We start from the raw sequence: 12,947 nt of genomic DNA, 5'->3' as shown, positions 1-12,947 counted from the left end.
TATCCTGATTTTAGGTTTAAAGCTTAAAAGCTTTAGACTATAACCTTATCTAGTCCGTAAGGTTGCTGTAATTAGATATACAGTAAGGCAAATCAGGGAACCAATATGAAAAATTATGTAGAAATTGTAGATGTTTATGCGAGACAAATACTTGACTCAAGAGCTTTTCCAACAGTAGAAGTTGAAGTGACTTTAGAGGATGGAACAGTAGGAACTGCAGCAGTACCTTCTGGAGCTTCCACTGGTATTTTTGAAGCTGTAGAATTAAGAGATGGAGATAAATCAAAGTTCGACGGAAAGGGAGTTTTAACAGCTGTAGATAATGTAAATAAACTTATAGCTGAAGAACTTACTGGAGTTAATGTATTCGATCAGCCACTTATTGATAAAATAATGATAGAGCTTGATGGAACTGAGAATAAATCTAAGCTAGGTGCAAATGCTATGCTTGGTGTATCCTTAGCCGCTGCAAAGGCTGCTTCTAACTATCTTGGACTTCCACTTTACCAGTACATAGGCGGAGTAAATGCTAAGGTACTTCCAGTACCAATGATGAACATATTAAACGGAGGTAAGCATGCAGACAACAATGTAGATCTTCAGGAATTTATGATAATGCCTGTGGGAGCTCCTTCTTTTAGCGAAGCACTTAGAATGGCTGCAGAAGTTTACCATACATTGAAGGGACTTTTAAAATCCAAAGGCTATGAAACTGGAGTTGGTGATGAAGGTGGATTCGCACCAAATCTAAAGTCTAACGAAGAAGCAATTCAGGTTATATTAGAAGCAGTAAAGAAAGCAGGCTATGAACCTGGAAAGGATATATTCGTAGCACTTGACCCTGCATCTTCTGAATTCTTCGAAGATGGAAAATACAATCTAAAAGGTGAAGGAAAAGTTCTTACACCAGAGGAGATGGTTAACTACTATGTAGATTTAGTTAACAAATATCCTATAATATCCATTGAGGACGGAATGGCAGAAGAAGATTGGGAAGGCTGGAAGCTTATAACTGAAAAGCTAGGCTCAAAGATACAGTTGGTAGGTGACGATTTATTCGTTACAAACACAAAGAGATTAAATATGGGAATTGAAAGAGGAGTAGCAAACTCAATTCTTATAAAGCTTAACCAGATAGGAACTCTTACTGAAACTTTAAATGCTATAGAAACAGCAGAAAGAGCTGGATATACAGCAGTAGTTTCACACAGATCAGGAGAAACTGAAGATACTACAATAGCTGATCTTGTTGTAGCAGTAAACGCTGGACAGATCAAGACAGGAGCTCCTGCAAGAAGTGAAAGAGTTGCTAAATACAACCAGCTTCTAAGAATAGAAGAAGAATTATTGGATATAGCAGAATATAGAGGAAGAAAAGCTTTCTATAATGTAAAATAATTCATATGTAAATTAAAAAGGACTGCAGAGTGATTAATTTCACTGCAGTCCTTTTTATTTTTTTGTGACATTAATGTTTTTAAAGGAATCCCTAGTAAGAGGATGCTAACCATTATAAGCGTATATCAGCATACTTTTAAGTCATGCCTAAATTATTCTCAGTGATAGTTGCATTTTACGAATTTAAGCATATACAGGTAATGTAAAATATTTAGCTTTTAGATGAAGGTAGATTAAACAATATATTATAGAAGAAAATATGCTAGGCTTGTATTTATTTTAATTAATTGATTAGGAGTTGAAAGTATGAAAAAGAAATTATTATCTATAATGTTAGCAGCAACTATAGCCAGTGGGATTTTAATAGGATGCTCAAAAGACAGCTCCAATAATAATGCAGCACAACCAGCTAAAGTTACTGAAACTGGAAAAAATAGCACTAACACAGTGAAAGAAAATAATAACAGTACTACTAATAACACAACCAATAATAACAGTAATAATAATGCTACCGCTAATACCAATAACTCAAATAGTAATAACTCAAAATTCTCTTCAAGTTCAGCTAATACAGAACAAGAGGTCATTCAAGTACCAGTTACAATTATAAATGGTACAGATGTTGAATTCGCTAAACTATATGCCTCAGGTATTGATGTTGATAATTGGGGAAACAATCTTATTGGCAGTGGAACCTTTCCTCCTGGATATGAGTTAAAGGTTAAATTTGGAGTTGACGCTAATAATTTAAAATGGGACTTTAAAGCTGTTGATTTATATGGTGATTCTTTAGTATTCAATGGACTGGATCTATCTAATTGTAATGTAGATGGAGTTACTATCACTTTATCCTATAATCGACAGACACATATAAGTACCATTACAGCTAATTAGATTATCTCTTTAGCAATAACTCAGCTAAAATAGAAGCTTTTCCTTGAAATTAGGATAGCTTCTATACTGCAAAATTAATATTAATATAAGTGTTATTTTACTCTTGAATGTATAGATGCTTTAAATATTTAGTTGTAATATTATGTAACATGTGTTAATATGAATTTATACTATGATTGTGCTAAATGGGAGGTGTTTTAAGATGACTATATTCTTAAATGCTATAGAGGTAATATTATCAATTGCAATAATTGTAATAGTTTTAATGCAGCCAAGCAAAGCAGACGGACTTAAAGGATTAATTCAAGGTAACTCAGAAACATTCTTTTCAAGAAACAAAGGACGTACAAGAGAATCAAGATTAGCTAAAATGACTATAGTATTTTCTGTACTTTTTGCTATCGTTACTATAATTTTAAATCTTTTAAACAAGTAATACATATTTGATATGGTTATGCTGACTGCCTAGTTGATGTTATTTACAGGCGTCAGTTTTTTATTTTGTCTCGTTTTTTATGATTGAAGCTTATTTATATGAATATTTGTTTTAGATAAGTTAAAAATACATATTATGAACAATTAGAGTATTTCCAATAATTTATACTTTTATGAGTAACAGGAGGTGTTAAAGTGACTATTAGAGAAAAAATTATGGATTGTATGATGGATACAGATTACAGACCCATGGATTTATTTAAACTAGCTGATATCCTGGGTGTTGCAGATGTAGATATAAAAATTCTTAGAAAAATGCTGAAGGCTATGGAAAAAGAAGGCGTTATATTAAAAAATAGTAATGAAAAATATGGACTTACAGATAAAATGGGAATTATAAAAGGAAAATTTCAGGGAAATCAAAGAGGTTTTGGGTTTTTGATTCCTTATGAAGAAAGAGATGATTTATTCATTCCTGCCAATGCGGTAAACGGTGCTATGAATGGCGATATAGTCTTGGCTAAGATAACTAGTGAAGCAATACATGGCAAGAGGATTGAAGGCGAAATAATAAAAGTATTAGAAAGAGCCAACCAAACGTTGGTAGGCGTATACGAAGACAGCAAAAACTTCGGTTTTGTGGTAGCAGATGATAAAAGGATATATAATGATATATTCATTCCCAAAGGAGAAAAAAATCACGCAAAAAACGGTGATGTGGTAATAATTGAAATAACTAGATGGCCTGAGGCAAGACGTAATCCTGAAGGAAAAGTAATAGAGATACTGGGGAAAAAAGGAGAAAAAGGCATAGATATTTTAAGCATAATAAAGAAATATCATCTGCCAGAAGAATTCCCTGAAAAGGTGCAGAATTTTGCTAAGGAAATTCCAGAAGAGATTCCACAGGAGGAATATGAAAGAAGAAAAGATTTGACCTCCTGGAAAATGGTAACCATTGATGGTGAAGATGCTAAAGACCTTGATGATGCAGTATCCTTAGAAAAGCTTCCTAATGGGAATTATAAATTAGGAGTTCATATTGCAGACGTATCTAACTATGTAAGAGAAAAAAATCCATTGGATAAAGAGGCTTTAAAGAGAGGAACCTCCGTTTACTTAATAGACAGAGTAATCCCTATGCTTCCAAGAGAGTTGTCCAACGGTATATGCAGCTTGAATCCTAAGGTGGATAGGCTTACTCTCAGCTGTGTTATGGAGATAGACAATACGGGAAAGGTACTATCTCATGACATATTTGAAAGTGTAATAAGAACTTCCGAAAGAATGACCTATACAGATGTAACTAAGATTCTTAGGGATAAGGATGAAGAGCTCATTAAAAAATATGAGTATCTTTACGAAGATTTCAAGGAAATGGAAAAGCTTTGCAATATACTAAATGCTAGAAGAATGGCCAGAGGAGCTATAGATTTTGACTTTGAAGAAAGCAAGATAATATTAAATGAAGAGGGATGGCCTGTGGAGGTAAAGCCTTACGAAAGAGCCATTGCCAATAGGATCATAGAGGAATTTATGCTGATTTGCAATGAAACTATTGCAGAGCATATGTTCTGGGCAAATATGCCTTTTGTATATAGAATACATGAGGAGCCTAACGAAGAAAAGCTTTCTGTTTTTTATGAGTTCATTCATAATCTAGGCTACACAGTTAAACATACTAAGGAGATCCATCCAAGATCTCTGCAGGAAATATTAGAAAAAATTAAGGGCAAAAACGAAGAAACAGTAGTCAGCACACTGCTTTTAAGATCAATGATGCAGGCAAGATATTCTCCTGAATCAGTAGGACACTTTGGCCTTGCAGCTAAGTATTACTGCCACTTTACTTCTCCTATAAGAAGATATCCAGACCTTATGATTCATAGAATAATAAAAGAATTCATAAATGGACGCATTGATGATAATAGAATTAAAAAATTGACACCGATTGTAGAGCATGCATCAATCCAATCTTCTGAAACTGAAAGAATAGCTCAGGATGCTGAAAGAGAAGTGGATGATCTTAAGAAGGCTGAATATATGAGCGATAAGATAGGAGAGACCTTCGAAGGCATAATATCTTCCGTTACAGGCTTTGGCTTCTTTGTGGAACTGCCTAACACTATAGAAGGACTTGTCCACATGAGCACTTTAGAGGATGATTACTATGTATATGATGAAGCTCATCTTTGCATAATAGGAGAAAGAACTAAGAAAATATATAAGCTGGGGGACCAGGTAAAGATACTGGTTTCAAGAGTAGATATAGACAGCAGGGAAGTGCATTTTGAAGTGATAACTGAAGAAGGCGAAGACGAAATCTATTATAAGAATCCTGCTAAGAAAAGAAAAAGAAATTCAGGGAAGAAAAACAAAAAGTATACTATAATGTCCTTGGATGAATTTGAACAAGAGGAAGCTTTTCCAGAGGAAAATGAGGAACCTGAAGACAATAGCGATTTAGAAGAAGTAATTAAAGAAGATATTATTGTGGATGCTCCTCCTCATATTCCGGAAAAAGACGAATATTAATCATAGGTTCTCATTGCTGGAAGGATATATTAGATTCTATTTGACATAAGCAAGGAAAGAGGATATAATATACTTCCAGCAAGGATTTTGAGGTGTTTTATTATGGGAAGTAAGAATAATGGTACAAAAACTTTGGCTGAAAATAGAAAAGCTCGTCACGATTATTTTATAGAAGAAGTGTTTGAGGCTGGTATTGCTTTAGTAGGTACTGAAGTAAAATCTATAAGGCAGGGAAAAGTTAATTTAAAGGACAGTTATGCAGATATCTATAATTCTGAGATGTTTGTAAAGAATATGCATGTAAGTCCTTATGAGCAGGGGAATATATTTAATGTAGATCCACTTAGAGATAGAAAGCTTCTTATGCACAAAGAAGAAATAAGAAAGCTTATAGGCTATACAGCTCAGAAAGGCTATACTCTAGTACCGCTGTCTCTCTACCTTAAAAAAGGTAGAGTTAAGGTTTCAATAGCCGTAGCCAAAGGTAAAAAGGATTATGATAAGCGTGATGCAATGCTTGAAAAGGCAGCAAAGCGTGATATAGACAGACAGCTGAAAGAAAGATCAAAATATTAATAAAAATGTTTATAACAGCTTAATGATGCCTGCACTAAACCAGCAGCATATTAGGCAATTATATAAAAAGCTTTAGCTTTAAAAAATTTTATGGCAATAAAAAGCAAGAGAGATTTAAATTCACTATTGATTAATACTTTTAATTGCTGTATTATGAATAATGTAATCTTTGAAAAGTAAATAATGTTTGCGGTGTGAGGAAGGCTTATCCTTTTTATAGCTTCCACCATAATATGGGGGCGTAAAGGTTTCGACGGGGGTAAGACGTGTTTGAGAAGCGAGTCGAAGGTCCTGGACCTGCGTTAAAAAACTAGGAATTAAATATAAACGCAAACGAAGAAAATAATTACGCTTTAGCAGCTTAGTCTGCTGGCCGTCAGCCCGGGAGTCCCACGACCCGGTGTCTGGCGTCAATAGTGGGGCCCCGAGCCTAGGAAAGCTTTGACCTAGGAACGGAATTTATGAAGCTACTGAAGTCAGAAGCCCGTTTATCGGCGTCTGATGGAGGGAACAGGTCGGGGACATCACCTTTAGGTGTGTCGCCTAACCATAAAAGATAAACTGCACTCGGAGATGCTCAGGCATTGCTGCTTTCGGACAGGGGTTCGATTCAAATGGAGTCGCCTTATGAAGTGATTCATAAGTGAAAACTTGGCTTTATCGGTGAAACCGTAACGTGTCATGACGACGGCAATACCGAGAGGTATGTGGAGAAATGCAACAGCCTTGTATCGACTTATAGGTTCCTTCAACTATATAACTAGTTATCTATATATCTATATTTATGGTTAAGGAATACTAGGATAGAAGCTGAAAAACTATATTTTGCTTCTATAATATGCCAAGGGGCTTGATAAATAAATCAAGTTCAAGATATAGTCAGTGCTGCTGGATAACAGTAGAAGAGCATGTCCCCTCGCCTCCACCATACATATAAAACATCACTTCGGTGGTGTTTTTTTACTTTATAGAAATAAATCTATTATAAAAATCTATTTTTTGGTTAAGCATTTCTTCTGAATATCTCCCATTTCTTGGAGTGAAGCTTTTCTATTCACTTAATATAAGAGAAGCTCTTTTCTTTTTACTTTCAATCACTAAATAAGGATAAACTAAAGCAATAAGCTTTATTGCCTCATCATATTTTGTGATATAAGAGAAAGAAAATTTATGTCTCTCTTCATTATAATTTTTTTTACTAATAATATTTCCTAATTATGGTATGATGTTTCTCTAAAGATGTTCTATATTGCTAATGTTATCGATTTAAGATATTCAAATAATACAAACTGGGTGCTATATATCAAAAGAGGTTAGTAGAATTTTTAATTAAATAAACATATTATAGTAAGATAATAAATATAAACAAATAGAATTAAGAAATATCACAAAACATGAGGAGTGAAAGAATATGAAATGGGAAGACAGTCTGTTTAACAGAGTTAAAGATATACAAAGTTATTCTTTTTTAAATGAGGACGCAGGAGAAAATTCACTATCAACATGTTATATTTTAGCATATTTAGTATCTTACTTTAAGTTTAAAAATTACGTGGAGATTGGTGTGTATAAAGGCAGGAGTCTATTTTCTGTGGCTCAGGCAATTAATGATAATGAAGGAAAAGCTTATGGAATAGATCCTTATTACTTTGAAGCAATTTGCAGTCAGGTAGTAATGAATACAGAAGTATCAGAACTTTCTAAGGTTGTTGAAATTATAGGAAAAACCTCCACAAAAGCTGCTCCATATTTCAAGGATATTGAAATAGATATGCTTCATATTAATGGTAGCCATGATTATGAAAGTGTTCAGGCGGATATGAATAATTATTCACCGCTAATAAGAGAGGGTGGAATTATTATATTTAATCGCATAGACTTGGATTCTGTAAAATGCTGCTATAATCAATGTAAAAATGATTATATAACATTACTTGAAACAAATAAATTTGGTATACTGATGAAAAATCATAAAAATTTGAAAAGATTAAACAGTAAGGTTGATATATCAAAAAAATTGAAAAATCTTTATTTTAGATTGCTTGAGCTAGAGAATGAAACAGAATATAAAAAGATTACCGTAAATGTGGGTGTATTAGCATATAACCACGAAAATTATATAGTTGACTGCCTTAATTCAATAATAAAGCAGAAGGGTGATTTCAACTTAAATATTATTATTTGTGAAGATAACTCAAGTGATGCAACTGCAGGGATTGTTCAAGCCTATATTAACAATGTAGAAGTTGGAGAGAATGTAACTTTTGAATTTCTAAAAAGCGAAGAAAACTTGGGAATGGTAAAAAATTTAAGACGATTATTAAAAGCTTGTAGCAAAAGCAGGTATACTGCGTTAATGGACGGTGATGATTACTGGGATGATGAATACAAATTACAAACTCATATAGATTTTATGGAAAGTCACCCTCAGTGTTCCATTTCATTCGATGATATTATATTTTTCGATGAAACAAATAATAATTATAACTTCTATAATATTCAGCAGCAAATTAAAGGTGACATTTTAACTACATCTGATATAACAAGCATAAATTTTATTGCTAATATATCTTGCTGTTTTTATTATAGCAAATATTTTGATCAAATTCCTAATGAGTTTTTTGAAATGTTTGTGGGGGATTGGATGCTTAATATTGAATTTTCAACCTTTGGAGAGATAGGACATGTCAAAAAAGCAATGACTGTATACAGGAGGAATGAACAGGGTATTTGGAGCGGCATGGATGAAAATCAAAAGAATAAAAAAACTATAGAATTAATTGATGCTTACAATAAGTTTTTAAATTACAACTATAATGAAGAATTTTCTCATATTCGTAAGTTCTGCGATTCAAAATCCGGTAATCGATATTTGGAACCTCTTATATACAGACCCATTAGATTTGAATAGTTTAAACCTTTAAGATAATGAATAAATAGCGATTATTAGAAGAAAACAGCTATAATATTGGGTATGCTTTTTATCAGTAATGATACAAAAGAGGTTGGCTTGAGCCTGTGAAAAAAAGTCTGTAAAAGCAGCTTTCTATGATAAAATAAAAATATCATAGGAGGCTGTTTTATTATGGGAAAAAGAAGAGAAACATTGAGTGAAGGAAAGAAGAACATTATTGCTGCGTTGCTAGATGAGTATGACATTCAGTCCGCTGAAGATATTCAGGATGCATTAAAGGATTTGCTAGGAGGCACAATACAATCTATGCTAGAAGCTGAAATGGACGATCATCTAGGATATGCACCTTATGAGCGTAGCGCTGGTACAAATGCAAGAAATGGCAAGAAAAACAAAACAATTCGTAGTAAATACGGCGAAATGGATATTGAAGTTCCACAAGATAGGGAAAGCTCTTTCGAGCCTAAGATTGTTCAAAAACGTCAGAAAGATATTTCTGGCATAGAAGAAAAAATTATTGCTATGTATGCTAAGGGGTTAACTACAAGACAAATTTCACACCAGGTTGAGGATATTTATGGATTCTCGGTAAGTGAAGGAATGGTATCCGATATAACAAACAAGCTTTTACCAGAAATCGAAGCTTGGCAGGAAAGGCCTTTATCTAGTGTTTATCCAATTGTATTCATAGATGCAGTTCACTTTTCTGTTAGAGACAATAATGTCATTCGTAAGCTAGCCGCTTACATCATTCTTGGTATCAATGAAGATGGTAGAAAAGAAGTACTTTCCATTCAAATTGGTGAGAATGAAAGCAGTAAATATTGGCTTAGTGTTCTCAATGAGCTCAAGAATAGAGGCGTAGCCGATATTCTTATACTTTGCGCAGATGGTCTCACAGGTATTAAAGAATCCATATCGGTAGCATTCCCTAATACTGAATATCAGCGTTGTATTGTCCATCAGGTTAGGAACACATTGAAATACGTAGCAGATAAGGATAAAAAGCAATTTGCTGCGGATTTGAAGACTATTTATCATGCACCTTCTGAAGAAGTAGCCTACGAACGTATGAAAAATGTTACTGAAAAGTGGCAGGATCATTATCCAAATGCTATGAAGAGCTGGAATACAAACTGGGATGTTATTAGTCCAATTTTTAAGTTCTCTGCGGATGTTAGAAAAGTTATTTATACCACCAATGCAATAGAAAGTCTAAACAGCACTTATCGTCGCTTAAATAGACAGCGAAGCGTATTCCCAAGCGACACAGCATTGCTTAAGGCTCTATACCTAGCCACTTTCGAAGCTACTAAAAAGTGGACTCTCCCTCTAAGAAATTGGGGAAAGGTGTATGGAGAATTATCCATTATGTATGAAGGAAGACTCCACTAAAAAAATAATAACAGCATGTTTAAAACGCCTTTCTTTAAGGCTGTTCTTGACATGCAACTAAATTGCTACTATAGTAAATAAAAGACATGAAAGCCTCTTATCGGCTCTCATGTCCTATCAATAGTTATCATAGAAAGCTATTTACAGAAAAACTTTCACACACTCGTTGGCTTTAAAGGATACATTGATCCTTTAAAGTCAACCATTTTGATATGCTAATCTTTATTTTATAAATATTTTTCACCAGCGATTCTACCTCTAATTACTTTTGCTGGATTACCATATGCTACAACGTATTTTGGAATATCTTTTATCACAGTGGCTCCAGCTCCTATTATAGTATGCTCTCCAATTGTTATTCCGTGAATCACTTTTGCACCTAAGGAAACAGCTGAAAATGAACCTATTTTTACATTTCCACCAATAGATGAACCAGGAGCTAAACTTGAATAATCTAACATTTTACTATCATGATCTAAGGATGAATTATTATTTATTATGCAAAAATCACCCACTGTTGCATTACTGCTTATAGTGGTATTGGCCATTATCACTGAGCCTTTTCCTATTAATACATTTCTAGCTATTTGTGCAGAAGGATGAATTACTTTAATAAAGTTAAATTGAGGAATATAATGTGAAATTTTATTATAAACAATATATCTAATAAAATTATCTCCAATTGCAATAATTCCGCCATCAATTTTATACTTTCTTATTAATTTTTCTAAATCCTCTTCTTTTCCAATTATTTTATATCCGAAGGAGCTAGAGCCCACTTGTTTAAATCTATCTAGCAATCCAATAATTTTATATTTATTTTCTTTTTCAATACAATCAATTACCACTTTCGCATGTCCAGAAGAACCAATAACAATAATATTCAAGGCAAACATCTCCTTAAGATATATCAAGAAACTTATTAATATTTAGGTGATTTTATTTATAATGCCAATAATATTTTTTTGTACATTCGGTTCTAGTGAATCATACAGCGGTAAGCAAAGTATTCTGATTGAAATATACTCTGAATTGGGTACACTATGGGCTTTATTTTTTATATATGGTAAATCGTTTAAAGATGGATAAAAATATCTTCTTGGATAAATATTTTCATTTTCAAGAACTCTCTTTACTTTTAATAAGCTTTCTTCATCTTTAAATACTACCGGGAAATAGCAGTAATTTAAGCTACTATTTATATTTTGCTCTTGTCTAATCAATTTTTTACTTAAATAGTTCATATAGTTTTCATATGCCTTTTTTCTATTTTCAAATATTTTGTCTATATCATCCAATACACATAATCCCATGGCGGCTTCAAATTCATTCATCTTTCCATTAATACCAACCTCAGTTATATGCTCTTGGTCACTTATTCCGAAATTAATTATTTTTCTGGCCTTGTTATAAATTTCATCATCACTTATCACAAGTGCACCACCTTCTATGGTATGAAAAACCTTAGTGGCATGAAAACTAAGGGTAGAGATATCTCCATAATTGAGTACGCTGTTTTCTTTGTATTTAACTCCAAAAGCATGAGAAGCATCATAAATTACTTTTAGATTAAATTTTTTTGCTATTTCATCTATTTTTTCTACATCACAGGCATTTCCAAACACATGCACAGGAATTATAGCTGAAGTAGTTTTTGAAATTTTCTCTTTGATTTTTTTATAATCTATATTAAAGGTATCTTTATTTATATCTGCAAAAACTGGATTGATACCTTGCCATACTTGACTACTAGTAGTCGCTACAAAAGAAAAGGGTGTAGTAATCGCATCACCTTTTATATCTAAAAGATTATAGGCAATCTGTAGGGCTATTGTTCCATTTGCAACCAATAGTACATGCTTTACTCCTAAATATTTTTCCAACTTATTTTCTAGTTCTTTTACTAATGGCCCATTATTGGTAACAAAGCCAATTTTAAATATTTTTTCTAAATATGCTTCATACTTCTTTAGTTCGGGAAGGTAGGTTTTCGTTACGTTAACCATTTTTTTATCTCCTATACTGTTTTATTCTGTGTATCAATTTTTATATTATAATATGTAAAAATTCAGATTTTGCTATGGTAAATTAAAATGGCGTTTCGTTTACAAATATTCAGTTGTCAGTTACAAAGATTGCTTTTCGATTTACAAAGTGGCATCTTGTGTTACTATTGAGTCTGCCAATCAATATCTTATGCATAATCAACAAAAAAATATTGAAAAACGATAAATTTTTATTGAAATAATTAAACTGTTGTAGTAATATAAAATCAGAAACTTGCAGATGGAGGAATTGATTTATGAAAGAAAACAAATATAATTCTATGGTTAGGTTTTTGATAATTGTATTAAATGTTCTCATCGTTTTTGGAATAGTAACCTTTTTAAGCCTAATTATAAGCACCCTAACTTCAAAGGGTATTGAGGCAGCAAATGGAAAATATTTAGCAAACTGCTTGTTGTTTTTTATTGGTACTTCTTCCTTGATGATTATTCTTTATTGTCTTAGGAAGATATTAAAGTCTGTAATAAAGAAAGGTCCATTTAACATGAGTATTGTAAAAAGTCTAAAAAATATAACATTATGCTGCTTTATTATAACTGTAACTTACATAATAAATTTCTTTTATAATAATCAGATTAAAAGCTTTAAGCTCATAGAAATAGATCAAACAGGTATTCATACGGATATGGAATTTTTGATATTTTTCTTTGCTGGATGCTTTGTTTTGATACTAGCTCAAATATACAAGCAAGCTGTAGAGGTAAAAGAAGAAAATGACTTCACTGTTTAGCAG

Annotated in this window: 10 protein-coding genes and 1 other RNA gene; 9 read left to right on the top strand and 2 right to left on the bottom strand. The window is 32.7% G+C overall.

Features of this window, described 5'->3' with window-relative positions; translation table 11 throughout:
• The first annotated feature begins 105 nt into the window (after positions 1-105).
• The 8 genes from eno (at position 106) to IAI10_RS14620 (ending at position 10,147) form a co-directional block, all read left to right on the top strand.
• Positions 106-1,398, top strand: a complete 1,293-nt coding sequence (eno, locus tag IAI10_RS14655; protein ID WP_315674032.1) for a phosphopyruvate hydratase — start codon at positions 106-108, stop codon at positions 1,396-1,398.
• 306 nt (positions 1,399-1,704) lie between these two features.
• The gene (locus IAI10_RS14650; RefSeq protein ID WP_315674031.1) at positions 1,705-2,292 is read left to right on the top strand and encodes a hypothetical protein; all 588 of its coding nucleotides are present in this window, start codon (positions 1,705-1,707) and stop codon (positions 2,290-2,292) included.
• A 202-nt stretch (positions 2,293-2,494) separates the two neighbouring features.
• The gene (secG, locus tag IAI10_RS14645; RefSeq protein ID WP_315674030.1) at positions 2,495-2,728 is read left to right on the top strand and encodes a preprotein translocase subunit SecG; all 234 of its coding nucleotides are present in this window, start codon (positions 2,495-2,497) and stop codon (positions 2,726-2,728) included.
• 194 nt (positions 2,729-2,922) lie between these two features.
• A complete protein-coding gene (gene rnr, locus IAI10_RS14640) occupies positions 2,923-5,262 on the top strand; it encodes a ribonuclease R (RefSeq protein WP_315674029.1) in 2,340 nt (779 codons plus the stop codon).
• Between the two features lie 102 nt (positions 5,263-5,364).
• Complete coding sequence (gene smpB / locus IAI10_RS14635; RefSeq protein WP_315674028.1) at positions 5,365-5,838, top strand: SsrA-binding protein SmpB; 474 nt, start codon at positions 5,365-5,367, stop codon at positions 5,836-5,838.
• 243 nt (positions 5,839-6,081) lie between these two features.
• Positions 6,082-6,451, top strand: a transfer-messenger RNA (tmRNA) gene (ssrA, locus tag IAI10_RS14630).
• Positions 6,452-7,249: 798 nt separating this feature from the next.
• The gene (locus tag IAI10_RS14625; protein ID WP_315674027.1) at positions 7,250-8,749 is read left to right on the top strand and encodes a class I SAM-dependent methyltransferase; all 1,500 of its coding nucleotides are present in this window, start codon (positions 7,250-7,252) and stop codon (positions 8,747-8,749) included.
• Between the two features lie 174 nt (positions 8,750-8,923).
• Entirely contained in the window at positions 8,924-10,147 is a 1,224-nt protein-coding gene (locus tag IAI10_RS14620) for an IS256 family transposase (RefSeq protein ID WP_315674026.1), read from the top strand.
• Between the two features lie 227 nt (positions 10,148-10,374).
• On the opposite strand, the gene IAI10_RS14615 is transcribed toward IAI10_RS14620, so the two are convergent.
• Positions 10,375-11,034, bottom strand: a complete 660-nt coding sequence (locus IAI10_RS14615) for an acetyltransferase (RefSeq protein ID WP_315674025.1) — start codon at positions 11,032-11,034, stop codon at positions 10,375-10,377.
• Positions 11,035-11,076: 42 nt separating this feature from the next.
• Positions 11,077-12,153, bottom strand: a complete 1,077-nt coding sequence (locus tag IAI10_RS14610) for a DegT/DnrJ/EryC1/StrS family aminotransferase (protein WP_315674024.1) — start codon at positions 12,151-12,153, stop codon at positions 11,077-11,079.
• A gap of 296 nt (positions 12,154-12,449) precedes the next feature.
• On the opposite strand from IAI10_RS14610, the gene IAI10_RS14605 reads away from it, so the two are divergent.
• Complete coding sequence (locus IAI10_RS14605) at positions 12,450-12,944, top strand: DUF2975 domain-containing protein (RefSeq protein ID WP_315674023.1); 495 nt, start codon at positions 12,450-12,452, stop codon at positions 12,942-12,944.
• The last annotated feature ends 3 nt before the right edge of the window (positions 12,945-12,947 follow it).

The organism is Clostridium sp. 19966, assembly GCF_032335695.1.
GTDB lineage: Bacteria > Bacillota > Clostridia > Clostridiales > Clostridiaceae > JACTOJ01.
The sequence above is the reverse complement of the archived record's forward strand: the minus strand, read 5'-3'. Positions and strand labels throughout refer to the sequence as shown.